The organism is Pantoea allii, assembly GCF_046529425.1.
GTDB classification, from domain to species: Bacteria; Pseudomonadota; Gammaproteobacteria; order Enterobacterales; family Enterobacteriaceae; genus Pantoea; species Pantoea allii.
In genome coordinates, this window is sequence record NZ_CP125958.1 from 1,671,657 (window position 1) to 1,698,104 (window position 26,448).

Below are 26,448 nucleotides of genomic sequence, written 5' to 3' on the forward strand. Positions count from 1 at the left end.
CACGCCAGGTTTGTTAAAAGTGAAATTGATTATATATTTATAATCTACCGCTATAAGTGATAAGGCAGGGTTTATGCTGTTCGCACGACTGGGGCGTTTCATTACGCTTATCAAAAGAGATGTTTTAACGCTCGTCTATGCCTGTCGCGATCCGCGAACGCCGCTGTGGTGTAAAGGCCTGGCGGTAGGACTCATGGCATACGGTATCAGCCCCATTGATTTGATTCCTGATGTAATCCCGGTGGTGGGACTACTGGATGATGCGGTGATCATTCCCACGGGTGCCATGTTGTTGCTGAAAATGCTGCCGAAGGCGGTGCGTGACAGCAGCGCGGAGCGTGCCCGGCAACAACGCGTACGCGGTAAAAAAGTGTTCAGCGTGCTGGCGGTGGTGTTCCTGCTGTGGATAGCCTTGATCATTTACCTTGTACAGCGTTAAGTCATTCAGGAGTTCCCATGCACATTACACTGCGGCAAATTGAAGTCTTCACCGAAGTGCTGAAAAGCGGTTCCACCACCCAGGCTTCCCAGGTGCTGGCTTTGTCTCAGTCAGCCGTCAGCGCGGCCCTGGCCGATCTGGAAAACCAGCTTGGCGTTCAGCTTTTCGATCGCGTCGGCAAGCGGCTGGTACTGAACGAGCATGGCCGGTTACTCTATCCCCGCGCCGTGGGGCTGCTTGAACAGGCCACAGAAATCGAACAGTTATTTAAAGAAGATAACGGTGCGATTCGTATTTATGCCAGCAGTACGATAGGGAATTACCTGCTGCCCGGGATGATTGCCGGCTACCGCCGTGATTTCCCGACCTTACCTTTAGAGCTGAGCGTCGGAAACAGTCAGGACGTGATCACGGCCGTCTCTGATTTTCGAGTAGACGTGGGGTTAATAGAAGGCCCGTGTCATATGACGGAACTGGTGAGTGAGCCCTGGCTTGAAGATGAGCTGGTGGTATTTGCCGCGCCCGATGCCCCGATTTTGCAGCAGCCGGTCACACTGACAACCCTGGCCGATGCCACCTGGATTCTCCGCGAACGTGGTTCAGGCACCCGTGAAATCGTTGACTATCTCTTATTGTCCCATTTACCGACGTTCCAGCTCGGTATGGAACTGGGGAATTCTGAAGCGATCAAACATGCCGTCCGGCACGGTATGGGCATTAGCTGTTTGTCCCGCCGCGTCATCGCCGATCAACTGAGCGCCGGAACGCTTATCGAACTGAATACGCCGTTGCCCAATCTGACGCGTACGCTTTATCGCATTCATCATCGGCAAAAACACATCTCAAAGGCCCTGACGCGGTTTTTGTCCTACTGCCGTGAATAAACGCAGAGAGCCGATCTGGTGGTGAAATCAGCGGTTCAACCCCTTGAAATTCAGGGAAACAGGCATCGCCGCTAATAATTTCCCGTGAATCATGAAGGTAACTTATAACTGTATAGCATTCGCTATACAGCACGGCCTTTGCTGCTACAATCGCGCCTTATTTTTACCCAGCGTAATGTTTACACATGCATAATGACTCAAATACAACACAACAACCTGCGTTACGACGCGATCTAAAAGCACGTCACCTCACCATGATCGCCATCGGCGGTTCAATTGGTACAGGTCTCTTTGTCGCATCGGGAGCCACCATCTCTCAAGCTGGCCCCGGCGGCGCGTTACTCTCCTATGCCTTAATTGGCCTGATGGTCTACTTCCTGATGACCAGCCTGGGTGAACTGGCGGCGTTTATGCCGGTATCGGGCTCTTTTGCTACCTATGGTGCAAAATATGTCGAAGAAGGCTTCGGTTTCGCGCTGGGCTGGAACTACTGGTACAACTGGGCGGTTACGATTGCTGTCGATCTGGTGGCCTCCCAACTGGTCATGAATTACTGGTTCCCGGATACGCCAGGCTGGATCTGGAGCGCCCTGTTCCTGAGCCTGATGTTCCTGATTAATTACATCTCGGTGAAGGGCTTTGGCGAAACGGAATACTGGTTCTCGCTGATCAAGGTTGTCACCGTGGTGATCTTTATCCTGGTCGGCGTGCTGATGATTGTCGGCATTATGGGCGGCGCCGAAAATGCGGGCTGGCATAACTGGCAGGTGGGGGACGCGCCCTTTGCGGGTGGGTTTGCCTCGATGATCGGTGTGGCAATGATTGTCGGTTTCTCATTCCAGGGCACTGAGCTGATCGGTATCGCGGCGGGTGAATCAGAAGATCCCGCTAAGAATATCCCGCGCGCGGTGCGTCAGGTGTTCTGGCGTATTCTGCTGTTCTATGTGCTGGCAATCCTGATCATCAGCCTGATTCTGCCTTATACCGATCCGCAGCTGCTGCACAATGATATTAAAGATATCAGCGTCAGTCCGTTTACGCTGGTGTTCAAAAATGCCGGTCTGCTGTCGGCGGCGGCGGTAATGAATGCGGTGATTTTAACGGCGGTATTGTCCGCCGGTAACTCCGGAATGTACGCCTCAACGCGAATGCTTTATAACCTGGCTCGTGAAGGCAAAGCGCCGCGTATTTTTGCCCGACTGTCAAAAGGCGGTGTACCGCGAAATGCCCTATGGGCGACCACGGTGGTGGCGGGCCTGTGTTTTTTGACCTCGAAATTTGGCAATCAGGAAGTCTATCTCTGGCTGTTGAATACCTCCGGCATGACCGGCTTCATCGCCTGGCTGGGGATTGCGATCAGCCACTATCGTTTCCGTCGTGGTTATGTGGCGCAAGGGCGTGATCTTAACGCATTGCCTTACCGTTCGGGCTTCTTTCCTGTCGGTCCCATTTTTGCCTTCATCCTCTGCCTGATGATTACCTTAGGGCAGAATTATCAGGCGTTCCTGCAGGACAGAATTGACTGGTATGGTGTGGCAACCACCTATATTGGTCTACCGCTGTTTCTGCTTATCTGGCTGGGTTACAGGCTGGTGCGGGGCGGTCGCATTATCAAATACAGTGAGATGGAATTCCCTCTCCATCAAGACGATAAATGACCAGAAGCGCACGGTGAAAGCCGTGCGCTTTTTACCTTACGTCATCACTGTTAACATTCGATGAATTGATAATTATTATCACCTGCACTATTGTGGCTGCGATTTTAATTTTGGAGCCATTACTGGGTTGAATCATGACAACGGAATCCTCGTTGATCGGTGCTGAAGAGGGCCATCAGCACACACTGACAAACTATCATCAGGTTGTGCGCCGCCGCCTGTTCTGGCTGGGCGCGCTGCTGATAGCAATACTCGCCTCACTCATTCTCGATTTTACGCTCGGTCCGGCAGGGCTTTCTTTATCCGTGCTGTGGCACACACTGCTGTCTCCCGAGAGCGTTGATGCGGGTACGCGCGTGATCGTCTGGGATATCCGCTTACCCTATGCATTAATGGCCATTGTTGTCGGCCTCGCGCTCGGTCTGGCCGGGGCGGAAATGCAAACCATCCTGAATAATCCCCTTGCCAGCCCCTTCACGCTGGGCGTGTCCTCTGCGGCCGCGTTTGGTGCCGCGCTGGCCATTATTCTGGGCGTGGGTATTCCCGGTATTTCCGGGCAGTGGTTTATTTCAGCTAACGCGTTTCTGTTTGCCCTGTTCGCCGCATTAATGCTGGACGGGATTACACGCTGGACCCAGGTGTCCTCGTCAGGTGTGGTGCTGTTTGGTATCGCCCTGGTGTTTACCTTCAATGCACTGGTTTCGATGATGCAGTTTATCGCCAGTGAAGATACGCTGCAGGGACTGGTGTTCTGGACCATGGGCAGCCTGGCGCGCGCGTCCTGGGAAAAACTGGGCGTACTGAGTGCAGCCTTTGCGGTGCTGGTTCCTTTCTCCATGCTCAGTAGCTGGAAGCTCACCGCGCTGCGGCTGGGGGAAGACAGGGCGATCAGTTTTGGTATCGATGTGCGTCGCTTGCGTCTGGCGACTCTGCTGCGCATCAGCGTGCTTTCCGCACTGGCGGTGGCTTTCGTTGGCCCCATTGGCTTTATTGGCCTGGTCGCACCCCATATTGCACGCATTATGTTTGGTGAAGATCATCGCTTTTATTTGCCTGCCAGCGCACTTACCGGTGCACTGGTGCTGTCGCTGGCTTCCGTGGCGTCGAAGAACCTGATCCCTGGCGCGATCATTCCGGTCGGCATTGTCACTTCGCTGATTGGTGTCCCGTTCTTCCTGAGTATTATTCTGCGTCATCGGGGGAATGTGTGATGGAACAAGGTTTAAGCCTGGTCGGTTTCACCACCGGTTACCCTAAACGTCGGGTGATTGAAAACCTGAATGTCGCGCGTTTGCCGCGTGGCGAGATTACGGTACTGCTTGGACCGAACGGCTGCGGCAAATCAACGCTGCTGCGTGCACTGGCCGGGCTGAATAAAGGGCAGGGCGAACTGTGGCTAAACGGGGAAGACCTGATGACCCAGCCTTTCGCGCGCCGTGCCAGGCAGGTGGTTTATTTACCCCAATCCCTGCCGGCGGGTGTTCACCTGCACGTGCTGGAGTCCATTATTGTGGCGCAGCGTGCCTCTAGTGGATTACACAGTGCCGCCAGCGAAGCGGACGTGATGAAGCTGCTGGAGCAGTTGGGCATCGCTCATCTGGCCATGCGTTATCTCGACCAGCTGTCTGGCGGACAAAAACAGTTGGTTGGCCTGGCGCAGTCGCTTATTCGTCGGCCTGCGCTGCTGCTGTTGGATGAACCGCTCAGCGCGCTGGATTTAAATTACCAGTTCCACGTGATGGATTTGGTACGGCGCGAAACCGCGCTGCGCAATATGGTTACGGTGGTGGTGGTGCACGACATCAATATCGCCTTGCGCCACGCTCAGCATGCGTTGATGCTCAAAGAGGGCAAACTCATTGCTGAAGGCGCGCCGGATCACGTCATTACACCCGCGACGCTGGCGCAGGTTTACGGCGTGCAGGGCCGCATTGAGCACTGTTCGCGAGGAACACCGCAGGTCATGATTGACGGGCTGATCCAGGAAGGGCTGGCGTAGAATCCGGGGATTGCTCAGGCAATCCCCTTTTTTATATCACCCCACCAACAGGTGTTGCGCATGGAAGCGCAGGTGATCTTCAACGAAACTGGCAATGAAGAAGTAACTGTGATCGTAGCCAGGCTGGATACGCAGTGTTAATGGAAAGCCCATCTCCTGAGCAATCGTTTCTAAGCGCTCCGGCTGGAGTTGATCGGCCAGGAACTGATCGCTGTCGCCCTGATCGATCAACAACGGCAGGCGATGCTGAACGTTATGCATCAACTGACAGCTGTCATACGCGCGCCAGGCCTGGCGATCCTCTCCCAGATAGGCCGTGAATGCTTTCTGGCCCCAGGGAACGTCGCACGGATTGACGATAGGCGCAAACGCCGAGGCAGACGCAAAGCGATTGCCCAGACGTAATGCCAGCATCAGCGCGCCATGTCCACCCATGGAGTGCCCCATGATTGACTGACGTTCACTGACTTTAAAGTTATCGGCGACCACTGCGGGCAGCTCTTCACTGAGGTAGTCGAACATACGGTAGTGGCTTGCCCAGGGCTGTTGCGTGGCATTAAGGTAAAAGCCCGCGCCCTGACCCAGATCATAGCCCTCGTCATTGGCGACCTGCTCACCGCGTGGGCTGGTATCTGGCATGATTAACACCAGACCCAGCTCGGCGGCAACACGCTGCGCGCCCGCCTTGGTGGTGAAGTTTTCATCATTGCAGGTCAGCCCCGCCAGAAACCACACCACCGGCGGTGGGGACTCACCGCGCGGGCTTGGCAAATAGATACTGAACGTCATCGTGCAGTTCAGCACCTGTGACTGATGACGCCAGCGCTGCTGCCAGCCGCCAAAAATTCGATGCTCTTCCAGCAGCTCCAGAGTAGATGTCATAGCGCCCCCGATTACTTATTAAAATGTACGACGGAGCGGATCGATTTTCCATCATGCATTAAATCAAAGGCGTCATTAATCTCTTCCAGCGGCATGGTGTGCGTGATGAAATCATTCAGGGCAAATTTGCCGTCCAGATAATCCTGCACAATACCAGGCAACTGTGAGCGGCCTTTTACGCCACCAAAGGCAGAGCCACGCCAGACACGACCAGTAACCAGTTGGAACGGACGCGTCGAAATTTCCTGACCCGCACCCGCTACCCCAATGATCACCGACTCACCCCAGCCTTTATGACAGCACTCAAGGGCAGAGCGCATGACGTTGACGTTACCGATACATTCAAAGGAGAAATCCACCCCGCCGTCGGTGAGTTCAACAATCACATCCTGAATGGGTTTGTCATAATCTTTCGGGTTAATCAGATCGGTCGCGCCCAGCTTACGGGCCAGATCGAACTTGCTGGTGTTGATATCAATACCAATAATGCGACCGGCTTTGGCCATTTTCGCGCCGATGATTGCAGACAGTCCAATACCGCCCAGACCAAAGATGGCAACGGTATCGCCTTCTTTAACCTTAGCCGTATTCATCACCGCACCCATGCCGGTGGTCACACCGCAGCCCAGCAGGCACACTTCTTCCAGCGGGGCTTCTTTACTGATTTTTGCCAGGGAGATTTCAGGCACGACGGTGTATTCAGAGAAGGTGGAGGTACCCATGTAGTGGAAAATGGGTTTGCCGTCTTTGAAGAAACGCGTAGTACCATCAGGCATCAGACCTTTGCCTTGCGTGGTACGAATGGCCTGACACAGGTTGGTTTTACCGGACAGGCAGAACTTACATTTGCCGCATTCTGGCGTGTAAAGCGGGATCACGTGATCGCCCACTTCAACACTGGTCACGCCTTCGCCCACCGCTTCAACAACGCCACCGCCTTCGTGACCCAGAATGGCCGGAAACACACCTTCGGGATCGCTGCCAGACAGCGTGTAAGCATCGGTATGACAGACGCCGGTCGCGACGATACGTACCAGCACTTCCCCTTTCTGCGGCGGCATTAAATCCACTTCTTCGATTTTCAGCGGTTCGCCTGCGGCCCAGGCTACGGCGGCGCGGGTTTTGATCATGTTCATGCAATCCCTCTTACAGTCAGATTGTGACGCGACATGGCGTCTGGATGGTCGTGATAAGTTAAAAATAGCGCGGAAACACTATTCCGCTGCATGCAATGGATGCATCAGCTCATCATTGAGCGGACGATCGTGAAATTGTTCGATAATAAGGTACTTCAGCGCCTCAACGTTGGGCGTGAAGGCATCGCGTCGCCACATCAGCCAGGTGGCGGTGTCGCGGTATTCAGCCGGAAGGCTGTGTACCTGCACACGGGTGCGGTCTGGCATCTGTTTCAGGACCGACGCCGGTATCATGGCAACGCCAGCACCGCCCGCCACACAGGCCAGCATGGCGTGATAGGACTGAATCTCCATCACCGTGTTAGGTGCCGCTTGGCTGTCGCGATACCATGCTTCAAGTTTAACCCGGTAGGAGCAGCTGTTACGAAACGCAAACAAGGTATCCTCCTGGGTGTCCCGTGCGCAGGTCACCGGGATATGGTCAAGGTCGGTGATTAAAACCATTTCCTCGCGAAAGGCAATGCAGCCATTGAGATCGTCGTGTTGAACCGGCCCATCGACCAGGGCTGCCGCCAGGGTGCCTTCGCGCACCCGATCGATAATTTCTCCCGAGGTGCCGGTGATCAGCGATAAGGCGACCGCAGGAAAACGTTGATGGTAGGCAGCAAGAAGGCCGGGCAGGCGCGTCGCCGCCGTGCTCTCCATGGAGCCAAGCGCGAAGTTACCGCCAGGCTTACCCGCCCGGGTCATACTTAATGCTTCATCACTCAACGCCAGAATACGCTGTGCGTAATTAAGGAAATTATGGCCCATAGGCGATAACCGGATGCGCTGTTTTTCGCGAATAAACAGATCCACCCCCAATTCCTCTTCCAACTGGCGCAGGCGCGTGGTGAGATTGGACGGTACCCGATGCAAGTGTTCTGCCGCACGGGCCAGGGAACCGCTCTCTGCCACGGAACAGAACATACGTAACTGAACTAAATCCATAGTGTTCTCTTACCGTAAACAAGTTGCTTAAGATTATTCACTTTTTGTGAGTTTAAGCATCGTTCATGCTATAAGCAAGTTTCAACGCAAAAAACTGAGGTACCAGATGGCGTTTCGCGTGGCGATAAGTGCATTTTTAACCTTGTTTGTGGCTATGGGAATAGGGCGCTTTACCTTTACCCCGCAGGTGCCCTTACTGATCCAGGAACATCAGTTAACCCTCACCAGTGCCAGCCTGGTGGCGGCGTTAAACTACCTGGGTTATCTGTGTGGTTCTTTTGATGCCATGCGCGCGCACCAACGCGTTGAGCTGCGTCTGCAACTGGGAATATGGGGCACCGTTGTACTGACGGCGCTGTCAGCCCTGGCTGACGGGCCTGGATGGCATGGGGTGATCCGCTTTGTTATTGGTTGGGCCAGCGGCTGGGCGATGGTGCTGGTCGCGGCCTGGAGCAACGAGCAGTTGCACCACCATGGCCGTCCCGGCCTGTCGGCAGCGGTGTTTGCCGGGCCGGGCGCAGGCATTTTTGTCAGCGGCCTGTTGGCCGTGGCGCTACACAGTTTACAGGTCAGCGCAGCACTGGCCTGGTCGGTTTATGCAGCGCTGGCAGCGGTGCTGGTCGCGCTTATCAGCCGGAACCTGCCGCGCGCGGGTGAACTGCATCGGCCCGAACAGGCCCCGCAACCGCTGGTTCTGACCCGCAATCTGAAGCGGCTGGTTCTGAGTTACAGTCTGGCCGGCTTTGGCTATATTTTGCCAGCAACCTTTCTTTCACAGATGGCGGCGGCGCGTTTCCCTGGCAGTGCCACGGCCCAGTTCGTCTGGCCGGTATTCGGCGGGGCGGCAGTTGTGGGTATTGTGTTAGGCATTGCCACTCGCCGGACAGGCAGCAGCCATGCCCGCTTAGCCGTGGTGCTGTGGGCGCAGGCGTTGGGCGTGCTGGCGGCGGCGCTGCTCCCTGGATTCAGCGGCCTGCTAACAGGCGCGCTGCTGGTCGGCGGGGGCTTTCTGTGCGTGGTGCAGCTGTCGCTGCTCTGCGCCCGTGAGCTGGCACCGCAACATATGCGTTATATGGCCGGGCTGCTGACAACCGGATATGCGATTGGGCAGTTGGCAGGGCCGATGCTTTCCTCGCTTTCAACGCTGTTCTTACATCGCCTGGAGCCTGCCTTGTGGGTCGCCGGTGCCAGCCTGATATGGGCAGGGCTGCTGGTCTGGCGGCGGGCAGCATGAAAAGCTTTCATCCCCAATCAGATTGATTGCTGGATTACCTGCACAGAAAGTTTCACAATACGCGCTCAGTAATATGACCCGCTGGCAACAAACGGCGGGCGCAACACCTGCCGGAGAAGAGTAAGATGAGTACCTTAAGTCAGGAAGCTGCACTGGTCCACGAAGCGCTGCTGGCGCGTGGACTGGAAACGCCGCTGCGTGCACCCACGCGTGAAATAGACGATGAAACGCGTAAAAGCCTGATTGCAGGCCATATGACGGAAATCATGCAGCTGCTGAATCTGGATCTTGAAGATGACAGCCTGATGGAAACCCCGCACCGCATCGCCAAAATGTATGTCGATGAGGTCTTTTCCGGTCTCGATTATGCCAACTTCCCCAAAATCACCCTCATTGAAAACAAGATGAAAGTGGATGAGATGGTCACGGTTCGCGACATTACGCTGACCAGCACCTGCGAACATCACTTTGTGATTATCGATGGGAAAGCGACGGTTGCCTACATCCCCAAAGATAAAGTGATTGGCTTATCAAAGATCAACCGTATCGTACAGTTTTTCGCACAGCGGCCTCAGGTGCAGGAGCGTTTAACCCAGCAGGTCCTGCTGGCGCTGCAGACGCTGTTGGGCACCAACAACGTTGCCGTCTCGATTGATGCCGTTCACTATTGTGTCAAAGCGCGCGGCGTGAAGGATGCAACCAGCGCGACCACGACGACCTCGCTGGGCGGCCTGTTTAAATCCAGCCAAAACACCCGTCAGGAATTTCTGCGCGCGGTACGTCATAACTAAAGCTGACAGGCGGGCGCGGCTGTCGTCTGCCTGATACTTCAGGATTCCACATGCAACGCTACCTCGTGCTGGATTTCATTCGGGGCTGTGCCATTCTCGGCATTCTGGTGTTAAACATTATTGGCTTTGGTTTACCTTCCGCCGCGTATCTCAATCCCGCCTGGCAAGGCAGCGTCACGCTCTCTGATGCCTGGACATGGGCCATTTCCGACATCTTTGCCCAGCTCAAATTCCTGACGCTATTCGCTCTGCTGTTTGGCGCAGGGCTGCAAATGCAGCTGTCACGCGGCAGTCGCTGGCTGAGTGCCCGTTTATCCTTGTTAGTGGTGCTGGGATTTATTCACAGTGTCTTTATCTGGGAAGGGGATATTTTACTGGATTACGGCATTATCGGGCTGATCACCTGGCGTATGTTGCGTGATGTACCTTCTACGCGAGGGCTCATTAACACGGGCGTCCTGCTCTATCTAATGGGATGTGCCGTATTGCTGGTGTTCGGGCTTATCTCCAGCCCTGAACCTTCGCCATCGTGGCTGCCGGGTGCCGCCGGGATTCAGTATGAGCAGTTCTGGAAGCTGACGGGCGGGCTGGCTGCCGTGCAGATTCGTCTGGACCACCTTTCCTCGGGCCTGATGGCGCTGGTGGCGCAGTATGGCTGGCAACTGGCCGGATTGATGATGCTGGGTGCTGCTCTGGTGCGCTGCGGCTGGCTGAAAGGCGCCTTTCCGGTACAGCACTACCGGCGCGTAGCCGCAATGTTATTGCCGCTGGGGTTACTGATCGCTACTGTCGGTGTTGCCGCACAGTGGTGGGTCGACTGGGATTACCGCTGGAGCGCTTTTTTTCTGCAACTGCCGCGTGACCTGGCCAGTCCATTGATCAGTCTTGGCTATGTCGCATTATGTTTCGGCTTTTGGCCTTCTCTCCAACGCTGGCGGCTGAGCTATGCCATCCGCTGCGTGGGCAGGATGGCGCTCAGCAACTATCTGTTGCAATCCCTGATATGCACCACGCTGTTTTACCGCTTCGGCTTGTTTATGCATTTCTCACGGCTACAGCTGGTTATGCTGGTACCGGCCATCTGGTGCGTTAACCTGCTGTTTTCTGTGCTGTGGTTGCGCTATTTTCCGCAGGGCCCAATGGAATGGGTCTGGCGTCGTCTGACGCAAATTGCGGCAGGCCCCTCATCCACTTCCCCTTCTGAAAGATAATGACCGCCATCACAAAGGTTACAGAATTGTATGTAACCGTTTTCATTGATGTGACGTAATTCACGCTGCACGCCCGTCTTCCCTGACAAAATAGCGCCGGTGTTGTAACTGGCATAATGCCTTATCTCTCTGGAAGTGCTGCATGATAACGATTCGTGATGTTGCGCGTCAGGCCGGTGTGTCGGTCGCTACCGTTTCGCGCGTACTAAATAACAGCAGCGCGGTCACCGCTGAAACACGTGATGTGGTGTTACAGGCGGTTGACGCTCTGGGCTATCGCCCAAATGCCAATGCACAGGCGCTGGCAACCCAGGTGAGCGATACCATCGGGGTGGTCGTCATGGATGTGTCCGATCCCTTTTTTGGCGCGCTGGTCAAGGCGGTAGACACGGTGGCACAGCGCGTACATAAACATGTTCTGATCAGTAACTCCTGGCACCATGAAGAGAAAGAACGTCACGCGATTGAGGTGCTGATTCGCCAACGCTGCAATGCGCTGGTGGTGCACGCGAAAACGCTTTCAGATGCGGAACTGGCTGATTTTATGAGCCAGGTGCCCGGTATGGTGGTGATTAACCGTAGCGTGCCGGGTTTTGAGCACCGGTGCGTCAGCCTTGATAATGTAACAGGCGCATTGATGGCTTCAAGAATGCTGCTGCAACAGGGTCATTGCCGCATTGGCTATCTGTGTTCCAGCCATCCTATCGAAGATGTCGCGCAGCGACGGGAAGGCTGGCTGCAGGCAATGGCAGAGCAGGGGATTCGCCCGCAGGAAAGCTGGATTGCCAGCGCGGAGCCTGATATGCAAGGGGGGGAAGCGGCAATGGTGGAACTCCTGGGCCGTAATCTCAACCTCAGTGCCATCTTCACCTACAACGACAGCATGGCGGCGGGGGCCCTCACGGCCTTAAAAGACAACGGTATTCAGGTGCCCCAGCATTTTTCAGTGGTGGGCTTCGATGATATCCCGATTTCACGTTATACCGATCCTCAACTGACCACGGTCCGTTATCCTATTGTTTCTATGGCGAAACTTGCCACTGAGCTGGCGCTTCAGGGCGCGGCGGGCTGTATCGACAGCAGTGCAAAACACATCTTTATGCCGACGCTGGTACGCCGCCACTCGGTGGCGCAAAAGCAAATTGTGGAGTCCGTCACTAATTCAGGCGATTCAGCGATGTAACCGTTTTCAATCTGTGATTGTATTCACAGTTAATTAACATTGCTCTCACTATGATGGCAGCGTCTAACAGTACTGAAACATTATGTAACGCCACTCTCTTGATGAGGGGGCCGACCGGGCGTCGGTTTACATGGTTCATGACACGCACTATGGATGCATTGCCTACACGGAAGTCACGGAAGTCGAGTTTTGCATGGCACAGCAGTTGCTCCGCCTGATAAAGCGCATCCTGCCTCGCCGAATAATTCTACCTGATGTTCTGACGCCATCTGGGCGGCTGAACAAAAAAAGACCCTGCAAAAAAAACCGGAGATACCATGAATAAGAAGGTTTTCACGCTCACAGCACTGGTTGCCAGCATGATGTTTGGTGCAACTGCTCATGCCGCTGACACACGCATCGGCGTGACCATTTACAAATACGACGACAACTTTATGTCGATGGTTCGTAAAGATATCGAGAAAGAAGCCAATACACTGGGCGGCATTCAGCTGCTGATGAATGACTCACAGAACGATCAATCCAAACAGAACGATCAAATTGACGTGTTGATGGCAAAAGGCGTGAAAGCGTTAGCCATTAACCTGGTTGACCCGGCGGCTGCGGCTGTTGTCGTGCAAAAAGCCCGTGCTAACGATATTCCCGTGGTGTTCTTCAATAAAGAGCCTAACGCTAAAGTGCTGGCCGGCTATGACAAAGCGTACTACGTGGGTACCGACTCTAAAGAGTCAGGCGTGATTCAGGGAAAACTGATTGAGAAGCACTGGAAAGCGACCCCAGCATGGGACCTGAATAAAGATGGCGTGATCCAGTATGTTCTGCTGAAAGGCGAGCCGGGCCATCCTGATGCAGAAGCACGTACCAAATATGTTATCGACACGCTGAACAAAGACGGCCTGAAAACCCAGAAGTTAGCAATGGATACGGCTATGTGGGATACCGCTCAGGCGAAGGATAAGATGGACGCATGGCTGTCTGGTCCAAACGCTAAGAAAATTGAAGTGGTTATCGCTAACAACGATGCAATGGCAATGGGCGCAGTTGAAGCACTGAAAGCGCACAACATGTCTTCCATTCCGGTATTCGGGGTGGATGCGTTACCTGAAGCGCTGGCGCTGGTTAAGTCAGGTGCAATGGCGGGTACCGTGCTGAATGACGCGGAAAACCAGGCGAAAGCGACCATTGATATGGCGAAAAACCTTGCAGATGGCAAACCGGCTACAGCAGGCACCAACTTCAAGATGGTAGATAAGATCGTCCGCGTACCTTATGTACCGGTCGATCAAGAAAACCTGTCTCAGTTCCAGAAATAAGTTTTTGCAGATGGGCGCGGCAGCTGCTGCGCCTTTTTTATGTCATCACCGTTTTTTAGCCAGGTAAATTATGGCCAGTGATAATACGACCGCGCAGCGCGAATATCTGCTGGAAATGACCGACGTCAGTAAATCATTTCCCGGCGTGAAAGCTCTCGATAACGTTAATTTAAAAGTGCGGCCTCACTCCGTTCATGCACTGATGGGTGAAAACGGCGCTGGTAAATCGACGTTGTTAAAGTGCTTGTTTGGTATCTATAAAAAAGATACCGGCAGTATTCTTTTTCAAGGGCAGGAAATTGATTATAAAAGCTCCAAAGAAGCGCTGGAAAACGGCGTATCAATGGTGCATCAGGAATTAAATCTGGTATTGCAACGCACCGTGATGGACAACATGTGGCTTGGGCGTTATCCACGCAAAGGCTTCTTTGTCGATCAGGACAAAATGTACCGTGATACCAAAGCGATTTTTGACGAGCTGGATATCAATATCGATCCTCGTGATAAAGTCGCCCATCTCTCTGTCTCGCAAATGCAGATGATTGAGATTGCTAAAGCGTTTTCCTATGACGCAAAAATCGTGATCATGGATGAACCGACTTCCTCCTTAACGGAAAAAGAAGTTAATCATCTGTTCACGATTATCCGTAAGCTGAAAGATCGCGGCTGCGGTATTGTTTATATCTCGCATAAGATGGAAGAGATCTTCCAGCTGTGCGATGAAATTACCATCCTGCGTGATGGTCAGTGGATTACGACTCAGCCGCTTGAAGGGCTGGATATGGATAAGATCATCTCCATGATGGTCGGACGTTCACTGAGCCAGCGCTTCCCGGATCGTATCAACGTCCCGGGAGAAACCATTCTTGAGGTGCGTAATCTGACCTCACTGCGTCAGCCTTCTATTCGTGATATTTCGTTTGATTTGCGTAAAGGGGAGATACTCGGCATTGCCGGGTTAGTGGGTGCAAAACGTACTGATATCGTTGAAACGCTGTTTGGCATTCGCGAAAAATCAGGCGGCACCATTAAACTGCATGGTAAAACGATTAACAATCATACGGCCAATGAAGCCATTAACCACGGCTTTGCGCTGGTGACGGAAGAGCGTCGTTCTACCGGTATTTATGCCTTTTTGGATATTGGCTTTAATTCTCTTATATCCAATATCAAAAAATATAAGAACAGTATTGGCCTGCTGGATAATAAACGCATGAAAAGCGATACCCAATGGGTGATCGATTCCATGCGGGTAAAAACCCCTGGGCATCATACGCAAATTGGTTCGCTTTCTGGTGGTAACCAACAGAAAGTGATTATTGGACGCTGGTTGCTGACTCAGCCCGAAATATTAATGCTCGATGAACCGACGCGCGGGATTGATGTGGGTGCCAAATTCGAGATTTACCAGTTGATGGCGGAGCTGGCAAAGAAAGAAAAGGGCATCATTATTATCTCTTCCGAAATGCCAGAGCTGTTAGGCATCACCGATCGTATTCTGGTAATGAGTAACGGTCTGGTAGCCGGCATTGTTGATACGAAAACTACCACGCAGAACGAAATATTGCGTTTAGCGTCATTACACCTTTAATGAAGTAAGGGCTGTTAACATGAAAGCGACTACAAAAAAGAATGCGCTAACCTGGCTTAAAGAGGGCGGCATTTATGTCGTACTGCTGGTACTACTGGCTATTATTATTTTCCAGGACCCGACATTTTTAAGTTTAATGAACCTGAGTAACATTCTCACCCAGTCCTCGGTGCGTATTATTATCGCATTGGGCGTCGCCGGGCTGATTGTGACCCAGGGTACGGACCTGTCAGCAGGCCGTCAGGTGGGACTGGCGGCGGTTGTCGCGGCAACGCTGCTGCAGTCGATGGATAACGTCAATAAAGTGTTTCCACACATGGAAACTGTACCGATCCCAGTGGTTATTCTGATCGTCTGTGCAATTGGTGCAGTGATTGGGCTGGTTAACGGGATTATTATTGCCTATCTCAAAGTGACGCCGTTTATTACCACGCTCGGCACCATGATTATCGTTTACGGTATTAACTCCCTGTATTACGACTTTGTGGGTGCGTCACCTATCGCAGGTTTTTATGACGGCTTCTCAACCTTTACTCAGGGGTTTCTGCGTTTCGGTGATTTCAAGCTGTCGTACATCACGTTCTATGCGCTGGTTGCCATCGTTTTCGTCTGGATTCTGTGGAATAAAACCCGCTTTGGTAAAAACATTTTTGCCATCGGGGGCAACCCGGAAGCGGCGAAAGTCTCAGGCGTCAATGTTAACCTGAACCTGATTTTAATTTATGCCTTGTCCGGTGTGTTTTATGCCTTCGGCGGCATGCTGGAAGCGGGCCGTATCGGCTCAGCCACCAACAACCTCGGCTTTATGTATGAGTTAGATGCAATTGCAGCCTGCGTCGTCGGCGGGGTCTCCTTCGCCGGTGGTGTGGGTACCGTTGCGGGCGTGGTGACCGGTGTACTGATCTTTACCGTTATCAACTACGGTTTGACCTACATCGGTGTGAACCCTTACTGGCAGTACATCATCAAGGGCGGCATCATTATCTTTGCAGTGGCGCTCGACTCGCTGAAGTATTCGCGTAAAAAATAACAGAAGTGGCAATCATACAAGCGGCCTCCGGGCCGCTTTTTTTTGGACCGTGCAAATGCGCGTTCGTCAGCTGGTCTTTAGGCTGGGCACGGCCTTAATATCATCAGTTCATCAGCTAAAATCGCAAACCCGCAAACCCGCAAACCCAGAAATCCGTAACTCGATAAGTGCATAAACTGGCCAGTGAAGAACAGTCTCCTGCACGTCTGTTCGCCTTCAGCCCTCGACGGGCGCTGGATGCGATATTGCCTTTTCGTATGATTTCTAACACTGAGAGTAGAACGGCAGAACGGCAGAACGGCAGAACGGCAGAACGGCAGAACGGCAGAACGGCAGAATGAAAAGATGGCAGGATGAAAAGATGGCAGGGCAGGAAGCGCCGTGCGAAGTCTCGTCAGCCCTTTCAGTTAAGGAAAAGCAGCACTGAGCTGGCGGGATAACTAACGGCGTTTCTGTTCGAGTTCCAGCAGTTGTTCCGGGGTCACAGCCGGATAGCTTTGTGCATCTTCAGGTATCTCATGCACGGCAGGGATCGGTACCAGCGGGCCAAGGAAACGCGGTTCGCGCTTCAGCAAAAACAGATCCGCCAGCGCGCCAAGACGTGCACCCACTTCACGCATCCGCACGCTGAGCATATTTTTAGGGGACGGCACCGCGTAGCACTGAGCCTGAATGCCGAGATGCAAGGCGATAAACAGTGCCCGCTCGCAGTGAAAGCGCTGGGTGATGATAATAAAGTCATTGGTATCAAATACCTTGCGCGTGCGCACAATCGAATCCAGGGTACGGAAGCCGGCATAGTCCAGCACGATATCAGCAGGATCGACACCGCCTTTGATCAAATCGCGCCGCATTGTCATCGGTTCATTGTAGCTTTGCTGTGCATTGTCACCGCTCAACAGCAGGTAGTTAACCTTACCGCTGTTATAGGCGTTGAGCGCGCCCTGCATTCGGTAGAGGTAATACTGATTAATCACACCTGTGCGGTAATATTTCGCCGTCCCCAGCACGACGCCCACTTGTCGATGGGGGAGCGATGCGAGGTTGTCATAAATATAAGGTGCCGTTTTCCAGCTGATCCAGCGATCAAGGCCGAACGCCGTCGCCACCATCGTTAAGATGATGAAAAGCAGAGCAATGAAAACGCGTTTCAGCATGCGCCTGAGCACTCGAGATCAGAAGTTTTGGTGGGACAAGGCTACTTGAGCTACACCTGCTAAGCAAGTTTACCCCGTTTGGCTGGTGTAAATTTGAGCTGCGCTGAATCAATGACGACCCAGCGCAGCAATTTTTAGATCGAGGTACGGCGATAATGGCGGTATTGAGGCAGCCAGAAATTGTTCGCGATGGACTGTGACAGCACGTCTTCTGAGGTCACCACTGCCACGCCAGCCAGCTGCGCGGCTTTACCCACTTCCATGGCGATAATCTTCGACACGCCCTGAATATCTTTAATTTCAGGCAGTACCGGTCCTTCACCGTCGTTCACCAGCGGTGAGCAATCCGCCAGCGCACGGCTGGCTGTCATCAGCATGGTATCGGTGACACGGGACGCGCCAGAGGCGATCACACCCAAACCGATACCCGGGAAGATGTACGAGTTGTTGCACTGCGCAATCGGGTAGATTTTGCCGTTCCAGGAAACCGGTGAGAACGGGCTACCAGTGGCCACCAGCGCTGCACCATCGGTCCAGGCAATAATGTCTGCTGGAGTGGCTTCAACGCGCGAGGTTGGGTTGGAAAGCGGCATCACAATAGGACGTTTGCAGTGCTTATGCATCTCACGGATGATCTCTTCCGTGAACAGGCCAGGCTGACCTGACACACCGATTAAAATGTCGGGCTGTGCATTACGCACAACGTCCAGCAGGGAGATAGCGTCGCTTGACGTATCCCAGTCTTTAAGATTGTCGCTTTTCTGCACCAGCCTGCTCTGGAAATCCAGCAGGTTAGGCAGTTTGTCGGTCAGCAGACCAAAGCGATCCACCATCATAACGCGACTACGTGCTTCGTCGTCGCTCAGACCTTCCGACTTCATTTGGGCAACAATCTGCTCAGCAATACCACAACCGGCGGAACCTGCGCCCAGGAAGACGACCTTCTGCTCACACAGGCGGCTTCCGGCAGCGCGGCTTGCGGCAATCAGAGTGCCGACGGTCACGGCAGCGGTGCCCTGAATGTCGTCATTGAAGCAGCACACTTCATCACGGTAGCGCTCCAGAAGCGGCATCGCGTTTTTCTGTGCAAAGTCTTCAAACTGCAACAGCACTTTCGGCCAGCGGCGTTTAACGGCCTGAATGAATTCATTTACAAAGGCATCATATTCTTCACCGGTGATACGTGGATGACGCCATCCCATATACAAGGGATCGTTCAGCAGTTGCTGGTTATTGGTACCCACATCCAGCACAACGGGCAGCGTGTAAGCCGGGCTGATACCGCCACATGCGGTGTACAGTGACAACTTCCCAATTGGAATGCCCATACCGCCAATGCCCTGATCGCCCAGGCCAAGGATGCGCTCACCGTCAGTGACCACAATCACTTTTACGTTCTGCTTGGTGGCGTTTTGCAGCATGTCTTCGATGTGCGCACGATTGGGGTAGGAGATGAATACGCCGCGTGCGCGACGATAAATTTCCGAGAAATGTTCGCAGGCGGCACCGACGGTTGGGGTATAAATTATCGGCATCATCTCTTCGAGATGGTTGTCCAGCAGGCGGTAAAACAGCGTTTCGTTGGTGTCCTGAATGTTGCGCAGGTAAACATGTTTATCGTTATTGTTTTTAAAGTCCTGAAACTGACGCCATGCGCGTTTTGCCTGCTCTTCGATGGATTCTACTGCTTCAGGCAGTAAGCCATTGAGATTGAACTCATTGCGCTCTTCGATGCTGAAGGCGCTGCCTTTATTCAGCAGCGGAAATTCCAGCAAAATAGGGCCAGCATAGGGAATATATAGCGGGCGTTTACTTTCGTATTCGAGTTCCATGCAGTCATGCTCCGGTTGCAAGTTTTCCTGGCGCAATAATCAAAGAGTAGGGTGGACGCCAGTTTTATTGTGATGACGAAGGCCTGGCGCCAGATCCTATGAAATTTCTCGCCGATGTACAGCTTTTGTAAATAAAAGATTTAGAAACTGTTTAAAACCGTGCCGCACATTACGCTTTTGCCAGGGGCACCTGCGTCAGTTGATCGCAACCCAGCGCGCGTAATGTCGCCTGAGTAGCCGAAAACTGATCCAGAGCAGGCTGGTGCGTCTGGGCCAGTGCGGCGGCCTGGATATCGTGACAGGACTCACCTGCCATGTTCAGTAAAATCAGTGCGGCCTGCAGCGGCGGCAGGCTGGGATTGAACGCCGCGTTTTCTGCATAACGTCCGCTAAAAATACGGCCTGAGACGGTCTGTAACGCGACACCGCTAAACGCCCGGCTGTAAGGTGCATGAGAGCGATTAGCCGCCTTAACCGCGGCCTGAGCCAGCGCATCGCCCGTTACAACGTAGCCCTGGTCTACATCATCCATCAGGCGTTCCATAATCTGTAGATCACCCGGGCCAAACGCATCTGGCAGGTAATGCGCCAGCGTCTGTACGTCGCGCTGCGGCAGGCTGATGCGAATGTCTGTACCGCTGTTGAGTTCGTTCATGAACTGGCGACAGTGACCGCAAGGCGTGTAATTGACAGTGATGCTTTCAAGGCGCGATTCGCCACGCAGCCAGGCGTGGGTGATGGCGCTTTGCTCCGCATGAACGGTTTGCTGCATGGTCGCACCGGTAAACTCCATATTGGCACCGAAATACCAGTTACCGCTCACGCCACGCGCGATAGCACCGACGTTAAACTGCGACAGCGTCGCCACCGCGCAGGCGGCGGCGACCGGCAGCAGCGCCAGCGCCAGGGCATCTGCATCCAGTTTGGTTTGCGCCTGCAACAGGGTGACCTGCTCGGCCCGCAGCATCGCGTCAAATCCCGGCTCGCTCAGCACCGGGCGAAGCGCGGTTTGCAGTGCAGCGGGAAGTCCTTCAACGGCAGAGTGGAAACGTGGATGCATGGAAGCCTCATTCAATCATCAGAGCGGTATGCCAGACATCGGTTTATATGTGATCTTCGTCGCTCTGACAATGCAACATGTCTTACAGTTTTCAACTTTGCGAGATCTCTCCCAAAGTTTTAGCCAAACCAGTGCAGCAACAGCGGGAAAACAAAGGGAGCCAGTAACGAGGTGATGATGCCGCAAATCACCAATGCCAGCGAACTAAAGGCGCCTTCCTGAAAATCAATTTCCGCAGCCCGTGCCGTTCCCAGTGCATGAGAGGCATTACCAATCGCCAGGCCGCGTGCCGCTTTGCTCTTCACGCCTAACAGATTCAGTAGCATATGACCAAATACCGCACCCAGCACGCCGGCGATCAATACACAAATCGCGCTAATCGCAGGAATGCCGTGCAGCGATTGGGAGACCGCCATGGCAATCGGGGTGGTCACCGATTTTGGCAAAATCGTGGCGGCGATTTCTGGGGTTGCGCCCATCCACAGCGCAATGGCGGTGCCCGAAATCATTGCCGTCAGGCTACCAATCACGCACACGCCGATAATGGATTTCCAGCGGGCACGGATTTGATGCATCTGTTCATACAGCGGCAGCGCCAGGGCCACCACCGCGGGTTGCAGCAGCTGATTCAGCACCTCGCTGCCAGCGAAATAACGGGCATAGGGCATGTGCAGTAACAGCAGGAGGGGAATAATCACGGCCATGGAAACCAGTAGCGGATTCAGCAACGATATCTTCAGTCTTGCCGCCAGCTTGCGCGCCAGTAAAAACGCCCCGACAGTGAGTGGCAACGACCACCAAATATCACTCATCGTTAACCTCTTTGGCCGTAGGTCGCGAATGCAGTTTATGGGCACTTAACCCCACAATGGCAAGGACAGCGAAGGTACTGACAAGGCAGGAGACGACAACAGGACCGAATTGCGCGGTGAGGATATCGGTGTAATTCATGACGCCCACGCTGATGGGCACAAACAGCAGCGCCATATAGCGGATAATCAGATGACAGCCCGGCTTGACCCAACGCACGGGCAGGATTTGCGACGCAAGCAGCGCAAACATAATAAGCATGCCGATGATGCTGCCGGGCAGGGTGATGGGCAGCAGCAGGGCTATGCCGTTTCCTGCATATAAGCAAAGATAAATAATGATAAAAGCGCGCAGATAACGCCAACTCATCGTTAGCACGGTGTGCATGACAGGCTCCTGTTTTTAACGGGTTTTATCATACGCACTAACGGCCTGGCCTGCCAGCAATCAGCCGTGTGGCTGAAGCGCCATCCCCGGCGGTAAACCGCAGAGGATGGCCAGAGGACTATTTCACCGGCATGCCAGGTACGGCACCGCTGTCTACGGACAGGACAAACAGATCTTTGCCACCGGGGCCGGCAGACAGCACCATGCCTTCCGACACGCCAAACCGCATTTTACGCGGCGCAAGGTTGGCCACGATGATGGTCATCTTGCCGACCAGCACCGCAGGATCGGGATAGGCCGCACGAATGCCTGAGAAAATCTGGCGCTTCTCACCGCCCAGATCCAGCTCAAGACGCAGCAGTTTGTCCGACCCTTCGACTAATTCCGCTTTCTCAATCAGCGCGACGCGCATATCCACTTTGGCAAAATCGTCGATGGTAATGGTATCGCCAATAGGTGCATCCGCCAGTGGGCCGGTTACCGCCGGTTTATTGGCTTCTGCCGCATCCACTTTTGATGCCTCAATCAGGCCTTCAACCTTCGCCATTTCAATACGACCATAAAGCGCCTTAAATGGCGCGACCTGATGATTCAGCAGCGGCTGTTGAATCGCATCCCAGTGCAGTTCGCTGTTCAGGAACGCTTCAGCACGTTCGGTCAGTGATGGCAGCACCGGTTTCAGCCAGGTCATCAGGATGCGGAACAGGTTGATGCCCATTGAGCAAATGGCCTGCAGGTCTGCATCACGGCCTTCCTGCTTCGCCACCACCCAGGGTGCCTGCTCATCAACATAGCGATTCGCCAAATCGGCCAGCGCCATGATTTCACGAATGGCCCGGCTGAATTCACGGCTCGCCCAGGCTTCACCAATCTTCTCTGATGCGTCCAGGAAGGTTTGATACAGGGCGGGATCGGCCAGTTCCGCTGACAGCTTGCCGTCAAAACGTTTAGTGATGAAACCGGCATTACGCGAGGCAAGGTTGACCACTTTGTTGACGATATCGGCGTTGACGCGCTGAACAAAATCTTCCAGGTTCAGGTCAATATCATCGATACGTGAAGAGAGCTTCGCCGCGTAGTAGTAGCGCAGGCTGTCGGCATCCAGATGCTGTAACCAGGTGCTGGCTTTGATAAAGGTCCCGCGTGACTTCGACATTTTTGCGCCATTGACGGTCACGTAACCATGCACAAACAGGTTATTCGGTTTACGGAAACCGCTGCCTTCCAGCATGGCCGGCCAGAACAGACTGTGGAAGTAGACAATGTCTTTACCGATGAAGTGATACAGCTCCGTGGTCGAATCCTGCTGCCAGAATTCGTCGAAGTTGATATCGCCACGCTTGTCACACAGGTTTTTAAACGATCCCATGTAGCCGATAGGTGCATCCAGCCAGACGTAGAAATATTTGCCCGGCGCGCCTGGGATTTCAAAGCCAAAGTAGGGCGCATCACGGGAGATATCCCACTGCTGCAGTCCCGACTCAAACCACTCCTGCATTTTGTTTGCGACCTGCTCTTGCAGTGCACCAGAACGCGTCCAGGCACGCAGCATTTCACTGAACGACGGCAGATCAAAGAAGAAGTGTTCAGAGTCACGCAGGACCGGCGTCGCACCGGAAACCACGGATTTCGGGTCGATCAGCTCAGTCGGGCTGTAGGTCGCGCTGCACACTTCACAGTTATCACCGTATTGATCGGGTGACTTACATTTCGGGCAGGTGCCTTTGACGAAACGGTCCGGCAGGAACATGCCTTTTTCCGGATCGTATAGCTGAGAAATCGTGCGGTTTTTAATAAAACCGTTCTCTTTCAGGCGACCATAAATGAGCCCGGCAAGCTCACGGTTTTCATCGCCATGCGTAGAGTGATAGTTGTCATAGCTGATATTGAAACCGGCGAAATCTGTTTCATGCTCGTGTTTCATTTCAGCAATCATCTGCTCCGGCGCAATACCAAGCTGCTGCGCTTTCAGCATGATCGGTGTGCCGTGAGCGTCATCGGCGCAGATGAAGTAAACCTGATTGCCACGCATTCGCTGATAACGCACCCAAATGTCCGCCTGGATATGCTCGAGCATGTGACCGAGATGAATTGAGCCGTTTGCGTAAGGCAGGGCGCAGGTTACCAGAATTTTTTTAGCGACTTGAGTCATAGTTTGCGTAGCTTTCAGTTAAGTAAAAAACGGGCTTAGATGGTAACCGATGGGCACAGCCGCGTAAACACAAGGGATTTCCCATGCGCAACAGCCCGCGAAACGATCGGCATCTGATAGAATTGTTATTACCTCGCTGGAACACAGCGCAAGCACAGCAGAAAAAGGAGTGGGGATGACAGCGCAATCCCGGGAACCGCATACACCAGAAGCCTTACGCGCCGTTGTGGTCGGCGTGCTGAGCAGCTTTGAACATCCGACGCTTCAACGTAACCTGATTGCCCTCAAGGCATTACATCATGTGGCGCTGCTCGATGGCACGCTGCACATTGAATTGCTGATGCCGTTTGCCTGGAGCGGTGCGTTTGAAGACCTTAAAGCCGAAACCAGTGCTGAGCTGCTGCGGCTAAGCGGCGCACAGGCGATTGACTGGCGCTTAAGTCATGATATCGCCACCCTGAAACGGGTTAAGAATCACCCTGGCGTCAACGGGGTGAAAAACATCATTGCCGTCAGCTCCGGTAAGGGCGGTGTTGGCAAATCGAGTACGGCAGTCAATCTGGCGCTGGCGTTGATAGCGGAAGGTGCGCGCGTGGGTATCCTTGATGCCGATATCTATGGCCCGTCCGTGCCCAACATGTTGGGTTGCGAAAAAGAACGTCCCACGTCACCCGACGGAACGCATATGGCCCCTGTTCTGTCCCACGGGTTGGCAACCAACTCCATCGGCTATCTCGTGACAGATGATAATGCGATGGTATGGCGTGGGCCGATGGCCAGCAAAGCATTGATGCAGTTGCTTACCGAAACCCTGTGGCCAGACCTGGATTATCTGGTGCTGGATATGCCGCCAGGTACCGGCGATATTCAGCTCACCCTGGCGCAAAGTGTGCCGGTGACCGGCGCGCTGGTAGTGACCACGCCGCAGGATATTGCCCTGATTGATGCGCGCAAAGGCATGGTGATGTTTGAGAAGGTTAACGTGCCGGTGCTGGGCGTTGTTGAAAATATGAGCATTCATATTTGCAGCCAGTGCGGCCATCATGAACCGATTTTCGGCACGGGCGGTGCGCAACGGCTGGTGGACGATTATGGCACCCGGCTGCTGGCGCAGCTTCCGCTGCATATTCAACTGCGCGAAGATCTCGACGATGGCGAACCCACCGTGATCCGTCGTCCGCACAGCGAGTTCGCGGCACTTTATCGCCAGCTTGCCGGGCGGGTGGCTGCCCAGCTTTACTGGCAGGGTGAGGTGATTCCGGGCGATATCGCCTTCCGGGCGCTTTAGCGCGCGTCGGCATCGCTGGTGTAAAGCGAGGCCGCGGGATAGTGCATCAGCACATAGTTGCCCTGTTCGCTTTCACCCTGTGAAATGATTTTCCAGCCGCGCTGCAAATAAAAGGTTTGCGCGGCTTTATTCATTTCCAGGCACTTCAGTGCTCCGGTAGAGGTAAAGCGTGACTGCACCTCGTCAAGTAAAGCGCTGCCCACGCCACGACCCTGGAACGCAGGATCGACATACAGGCTATGCAGGAAGTTATCGTTTTCCATCAGCCCGGCAAAGCCCGCCCGATGACCATCCAGTTCGGCAACCAGAACGGTTTCGCCAGGGATGATCCGATCAAAGTCTTCAAGCTGCCAGTCATCGTTTTCAATCCAGTTCCAGTTATGACGGCGTGCGGCCAAAAACAGGGTTCGCAAAAAAGGGCGATCGGCCTCAGTAAACAATCGAATATGCACATCATGCTCCGTTAAGTCTTTTTAACAAACCTGGCAGGGATTGCCAAAAAAGCAAAAGCAGAACAAATGTCATCTTTTTCACGGTACACTGCTCGATGGTGCCGTTTGGGGAGAATGCGGTGCGCCGTCGGTTTTTACACGTGGTATTTGGCGCATAAGCAAGTAAAGAGTGACGTTACGAACAGCACCGCTCGCAAAAAAGCGGTTTTTTCCCTGAAAGATCATGACGATCGGCGTTTGATAGCTTTCGTTTATTTTATTGATAACGAGCGCTTATTAGATGTTGGCCCAGAAAATTTGTAACCTGCATCACATATTCTAAAGGAGGCCATCACATGTCCATTATCAATACCAAAATTAAGCCGTTCAAAAACAGCGCTTTTAAAAACGGCGAATTCATTGATGTAACCGAGAAAGACGTTGAAGGTAAATGGAGTGTTTTCTTCTTCTATCCAGCTGATTTCACTTTCGTTTGCCCGACCGAACTGGGCGACGTAGCGGATCACTACGAAGAGTTCCAGAAAATGGGCGTGGACATCTATTCCGTGTCTACCGATACCCACTTTACCCACAAAGCCTGGCACGGTTCTTCCGACACCATCGCTAAAATCAAATATGCGATGCTGGGCGATCCAACTGGCGCGCTGACCCGCAACTTCGACATCATGCGCGAAGACGAAGGTCTGGCTGACCGTGGTACGTTCATTGTTGACCCACAGGGTATTATCCAGGCGGTAGAAATCACCGCTGAAGGTATCGGTCGTGATGCGTCTGATCTGCTGCGCAAAGTGAAAGCAGCACAGTACGTCGCGTCTCACCCAGGTGAAGTGTGCCCGGCAAAATGGAAAGAAGGTGATGCTACGCTAGCGCCGTCTCTGGACCTGGTTGGCAAAATCTAATTTCGCATCGATACGTCGATCATTTTCTCATCGGGTGCTGCGGCACCCGATTTTTTGACCAGGAACTCAC

The 26,448-nt window shown here is 53.6% G+C and carries 24 protein-coding genes; 14 read left to right on the plus strand and 10 right to left on the minus strand.

Features of this window, described 5'->3' with window-relative positions; translation table 11 throughout:
* Positions 1-73: 73 nt before the first annotated feature.
* The 5 genes from QNH99_RS08040 (at position 74) to QNH99_RS08060 (ending at position 4,980) form a co-directional block, all read left to right on the plus strand.
* The gene (locus tag QNH99_RS08040) at positions 74-439 is read left to right on the plus strand and encodes a YkvA family protein (protein WP_410517528.1); all 366 of its coding nucleotides are present in this window, start codon (positions 74-76) and stop codon (positions 437-439) included.
* Between the two features lie 17 nt (positions 440-456).
* Positions 457-1,323 (plus strand): DNA-binding transcriptional regulator YeiE, encoded by an 867-nt coding sequence (gene yieE / locus QNH99_RS08045; protein WP_063880219.1) that lies wholly within the window; start codon positions 457-459, stop codon positions 1,321-1,323.
* A gap of 185 nt (positions 1,324-1,508) precedes the next feature.
* The gene (locus QNH99_RS08050) at positions 1,509-2,981 is read left to right on the plus strand and encodes an amino acid permease (protein ID WP_410517529.1); all 1,473 of its coding nucleotides are present in this window, start codon (positions 1,509-1,511) and stop codon (positions 2,979-2,981) included.
* 134 nt (positions 2,982-3,115) lie between these two features.
* The gene (locus tag QNH99_RS08055) at positions 3,116-4,192 is read left to right on the plus strand and encodes a FecCD family ABC transporter permease (RefSeq protein WP_096010843.1); all 1,077 of its coding nucleotides are present in this window, start codon (positions 3,116-3,118) and stop codon (positions 4,190-4,192) included.
* Positions 4,192-4,980, plus strand: a complete 789-nt coding sequence (locus tag QNH99_RS08060; protein WP_410517530.1) for an ABC transporter ATP-binding protein — start codon at positions 4,192-4,194, stop codon at positions 4,978-4,980. Before QNH99_RS08055 ends, QNH99_RS08060 begins: the two co-directional genes overlap by 1 nt.
* Before the next feature lie 36 nt (positions 4,981-5,016).
* Here QNH99_RS08060 and fghA read toward each other — a convergent pair whose 3' ends face one another.
* From fghA to ptrR, 3 genes are all read right to left on the minus strand, one after another.
* Entirely contained in the window at positions 5,017-5,862 is an 846-nt protein-coding gene (gene fghA, locus QNH99_RS08065) for an S-formylglutathione hydrolase (RefSeq protein ID WP_410517531.1), read from the minus strand.
* Positions 5,863-5,873: 11 nt separating this feature from the next.
* Positions 5,874-6,998 carry an S-(hydroxymethyl)glutathione dehydrogenase/class III alcohol dehydrogenase gene (locus tag QNH99_RS08070; RefSeq protein ID WP_063880215.1) on the minus strand — a complete coding sequence of 375 codons (1,125 nt, stop codon included), beginning with the start codon at positions 6,996-6,998 and terminating at the stop codon, positions 5,874-5,876.
* A 78-nt stretch (positions 6,999-7,076) separates the two neighbouring features.
* A complete protein-coding gene (ptrR, locus tag QNH99_RS08075; protein ID WP_410517532.1) occupies positions 7,077-7,988 on the minus strand; it encodes a putrescine utilization regulator PtrR in 912 nt (303 codons plus the stop codon).
* Positions 7,989-8,094: 106 nt separating this feature from the next.
* On the opposite strand from ptrR, the gene QNH99_RS08080 reads away from it, so the two are divergent.
* From QNH99_RS08080 to mglC, 7 genes are all read left to right on the plus strand, one after another.
* The gene (locus QNH99_RS08080; protein WP_410517533.1) at positions 8,095-9,222 is read left to right on the plus strand and encodes a YbfB/YjiJ family MFS transporter; all 1,128 of its coding nucleotides are present in this window, start codon (positions 8,095-8,097) and stop codon (positions 9,220-9,222) included.
* Positions 9,223-9,347: 125 nt separating this feature from the next.
* Positions 9,348-10,013, plus strand: a complete 666-nt coding sequence (folE, locus tag QNH99_RS08085; RefSeq protein WP_014594111.1) for a GTP cyclohydrolase I FolE — start codon at positions 9,348-9,350, stop codon at positions 10,011-10,013.
* A 50-nt stretch (positions 10,014-10,063) separates the two neighbouring features.
* Positions 10,064-11,224, plus strand: a complete 1,161-nt coding sequence (yeiB, locus tag QNH99_RS08090) for a DUF418 domain-containing protein YeiB (protein ID WP_410517534.1) — start codon at positions 10,064-10,066, stop codon at positions 11,222-11,224.
* Positions 11,225-11,366: 142 nt separating this feature from the next.
* Positions 11,367-12,407: an HTH-type transcriptional regulator GalS gene (galS, locus tag QNH99_RS08095; RefSeq protein WP_109717372.1), complete on the plus strand. Its 1,041-nt coding sequence runs from the start codon at positions 11,367-11,369 to the stop codon at positions 12,405-12,407.
* A gap of 317 nt (positions 12,408-12,724) precedes the next feature.
* Positions 12,725-13,720: a galactose/glucose ABC transporter substrate-binding protein MglB gene (mglB, locus tag QNH99_RS08100; RefSeq protein WP_063881216.1), complete on the plus strand. Its 996-nt coding sequence runs from the start codon at positions 12,725-12,727 to the stop codon at positions 13,718-13,720.
* 70 nt (positions 13,721-13,790) lie between these two features.
* Complete coding sequence (mglA, locus tag QNH99_RS08105) at positions 13,791-15,311, plus strand: galactose/methyl galactoside ABC transporter ATP-binding protein MglA (protein WP_063880209.1); 1,521 nt, start codon at positions 13,791-13,793, stop codon at positions 15,309-15,311.
* Positions 15,312-15,330: 19 nt separating this feature from the next.
* Positions 15,331-16,341 (plus strand): galactose/methyl galactoside ABC transporter permease MglC, encoded by a 1,011-nt coding sequence (gene mglC, locus QNH99_RS08110; RefSeq protein ID WP_063880208.1) that lies wholly within the window; start codon positions 15,331-15,333, stop codon positions 16,339-16,341.
* Positions 16,342-16,781: 440 nt separating this feature from the next.
* Here the strand turns inward: mglC and sanA are convergent, their stop codons facing one another.
* The 6 genes from sanA to metG all read right to left on the minus strand — a co-directional run bounded on the left by sanA (position 16,782) and on the right by metG (position 23,739).
* Positions 16,782-17,498, minus strand: coding sequence for an outer membrane permeability protein SanA (sanA, locus tag QNH99_RS08115; RefSeq protein ID WP_063880207.1), 717 nt, complete (start codon positions 17,496-17,498; stop codon positions 16,782-16,784).
* A 134-nt stretch (positions 17,499-17,632) separates the two neighbouring features.
* A complete protein-coding gene (locus QNH99_RS08120) occupies positions 17,633-19,330 on the minus strand; it encodes an NAD-dependent malic enzyme (RefSeq protein ID WP_109717371.1) in 1,698 nt (565 codons plus the stop codon).
* Positions 19,331-19,499: 169 nt separating this feature from the next.
* Positions 19,500-20,390 (minus strand): cytidine deaminase, encoded by an 891-nt coding sequence (gene cdd, locus QNH99_RS08125; protein WP_241567696.1) that lies wholly within the window; start codon positions 20,388-20,390, stop codon positions 19,500-19,502.
* A 119-nt stretch (positions 20,391-20,509) separates the two neighbouring features.
* Positions 20,510-21,202: a CidB/LrgB family autolysis modulator gene (locus QNH99_RS08130; RefSeq protein ID WP_063880204.1), complete on the minus strand. Its 693-nt coding sequence runs from the start codon at positions 21,200-21,202 to the stop codon at positions 20,510-20,512.
* Positions 21,195-21,587 (minus strand): CidA/LrgA family protein, encoded by a 393-nt coding sequence (locus QNH99_RS08135; RefSeq protein WP_063880203.1) that lies wholly within the window; start codon positions 21,585-21,587, stop codon positions 21,195-21,197. Before QNH99_RS08135 ends, QNH99_RS08130 begins: the two co-directional genes overlap by 8 nt.
* Positions 21,588-21,705: 118 nt before the next feature.
* Complete coding sequence (gene metG / locus QNH99_RS08140) at positions 21,706-23,739, minus strand: methionine--tRNA ligase (RefSeq protein ID WP_063880202.1); 2,034 nt, start codon at positions 23,737-23,739, stop codon at positions 21,706-21,708.
* Positions 23,740-23,914: 175 nt separating this feature from the next.
* On the opposite strand from metG, the gene apbC reads away from it, so the two are divergent.
* Positions 23,915-25,027, plus strand: coding sequence for an iron-sulfur cluster carrier protein ApbC (gene apbC, locus QNH99_RS08145; RefSeq protein WP_410517535.1), 1,113 nt, complete (start codon positions 23,915-23,917; stop codon positions 25,025-25,027).
* On the opposite strand, the gene QNH99_RS08150 is transcribed toward apbC, so the two are convergent.
* Complete coding sequence (locus QNH99_RS08150) at positions 25,024-25,479, minus strand: GNAT family N-acetyltransferase (protein ID WP_172898248.1); 456 nt, start codon at positions 25,477-25,479, stop codon at positions 25,024-25,026. The two genes, apbC and QNH99_RS08150, sit on opposite strands and share 4 nt — an antisense overlap.
* A 335-nt stretch (positions 25,480-25,814) precedes the next feature.
* On the opposite strand from QNH99_RS08150, the gene ahpC reads away from it, so the two are divergent.
* Positions 25,815-26,378, plus strand: a complete 564-nt coding sequence (gene ahpC / locus QNH99_RS08155; protein ID WP_096010829.1) for an alkyl hydroperoxide reductase subunit C — start codon at positions 25,815-25,817, stop codon at positions 26,376-26,378.
* Positions 26,379-26,448 lie beyond the last annotated feature (70 nt).

What these genes read in the sequence shown, in the direction of transcription:
- QNH99_RS08040 (WP_410517528.1), top strand. Translation starts at nt 74, where the DNA reads ATGCTGTTCGCACGACTGGGGCGTTTCATTACGCTTATCAAAAGAGAT.
- yieE (WP_063880219.1), top strand. Translation starts at nt 457, where the DNA reads ATGCACATTACACTGCGGCAAATTGAAGTCTTCACCGAAGTGCTGAAA.
- QNH99_RS08050 (WP_410517529.1), top strand. Translation starts at nt 1,509, where the DNA reads ATGCATAATGACTCAAATACAACACAACAACCTGCGTTACGACGCGAT.
- QNH99_RS08055 (WP_096010843.1), top strand. Translation starts at nt 3,116, where the DNA reads ATGACAACGGAATCCTCGTTGATCGGTGCTGAAGAGGGCCATCAGCAC.
- QNH99_RS08060 (WP_410517530.1), top strand. Translation starts at nt 4,192, where the DNA reads ATGGAACAAGGTTTAAGCCTGGTCGGTTTCACCACCGGTTACCCTAAA.
- fghA (WP_410517531.1), bottom strand. Translation starts at nt 5,862, where the DNA reads ATGACATCTACTCTGGAGCTGCTGGAAGAGCATCGAATTTTTGGCGGC.
- QNH99_RS08070 (WP_063880215.1), bottom strand. Translation starts at nt 6,998, where the DNA reads ATGAACATGATCAAAACCCGCGCCGCCGTAGCCTGGGCCGCAGGCGAA.
- ptrR (WP_410517532.1), bottom strand. Translation starts at nt 7,988, where the DNA reads ATGGATTTAGTTCAGTTACGTATGTTCTGTTCCGTGGCAGAGAGCGGT.
- QNH99_RS08080 (WP_410517533.1), top strand. Translation starts at nt 8,095, where the DNA reads ATGGCGTTTCGCGTGGCGATAAGTGCATTTTTAACCTTGTTTGTGGCT.
- folE (WP_014594111.1), top strand. Translation starts at nt 9,348, where the DNA reads ATGAGTACCTTAAGTCAGGAAGCTGCACTGGTCCACGAAGCGCTGCTG.
- yeiB (WP_410517534.1), top strand. Translation starts at nt 10,064, where the DNA reads ATGCAACGCTACCTCGTGCTGGATTTCATTCGGGGCTGTGCCATTCTC.
- galS (WP_109717372.1), top strand. Translation starts at nt 11,367, where the DNA reads ATGATAACGATTCGTGATGTTGCGCGTCAGGCCGGTGTGTCGGTCGCT.
- mglB (WP_063881216.1), top strand. Translation starts at nt 12,725, where the DNA reads ATGAATAAGAAGGTTTTCACGCTCACAGCACTGGTTGCCAGCATGATG.
- mglA (WP_063880209.1), top strand. Translation starts at nt 13,791, where the DNA reads ATGGCCAGTGATAATACGACCGCGCAGCGCGAATATCTGCTGGAAATG.
- mglC (WP_063880208.1), top strand. Translation starts at nt 15,331, where the DNA reads ATGAAAGCGACTACAAAAAAGAATGCGCTAACCTGGCTTAAAGAGGGC.
- sanA (WP_063880207.1), bottom strand. Translation starts at nt 17,498, where the DNA reads ATGCTGAAACGCGTTTTCATTGCTCTGCTTTTCATCATCTTAACGATG.
- QNH99_RS08120 (WP_109717371.1), bottom strand. Translation starts at nt 19,330, where the DNA reads ATGGAACTCGAATACGAAAGTAAACGCCCGCTATATATTCCCTATGCT.
- cdd (WP_241567696.1), bottom strand. Translation starts at nt 20,390, where the DNA reads ATGCATCCACGTTTCCACTCTGCCGTTGAAGGACTTCCCGCTGCACTG.
- QNH99_RS08130 (WP_063880204.1), bottom strand. Translation starts at nt 21,202, where the DNA reads ATGAGTGATATTTGGTGGTCGTTGCCACTCACTGTCGGGGCGTTTTTA.
- QNH99_RS08135 (WP_063880203.1), bottom strand. Translation starts at nt 21,587, where the DNA reads ATGCACACCGTGCTAACGATGAGTTGGCGTTATCTGCGCGCTTTTATC.
- metG (WP_063880202.1), bottom strand. Translation starts at nt 23,739, where the DNA reads ATGACTCAAGTCGCTAAAAAAATTCTGGTAACCTGCGCCCTGCCTTAC.
- apbC (WP_410517535.1), top strand. Translation starts at nt 23,915, where the DNA reads ATGACAGCGCAATCCCGGGAACCGCATACACCAGAAGCCTTACGCGCC.
- ahpC (WP_096010829.1), top strand. Translation starts at nt 25,815, where the DNA reads ATGTCCATTATCAATACCAAAATTAAGCCGTTCAAAAACAGCGCTTTT.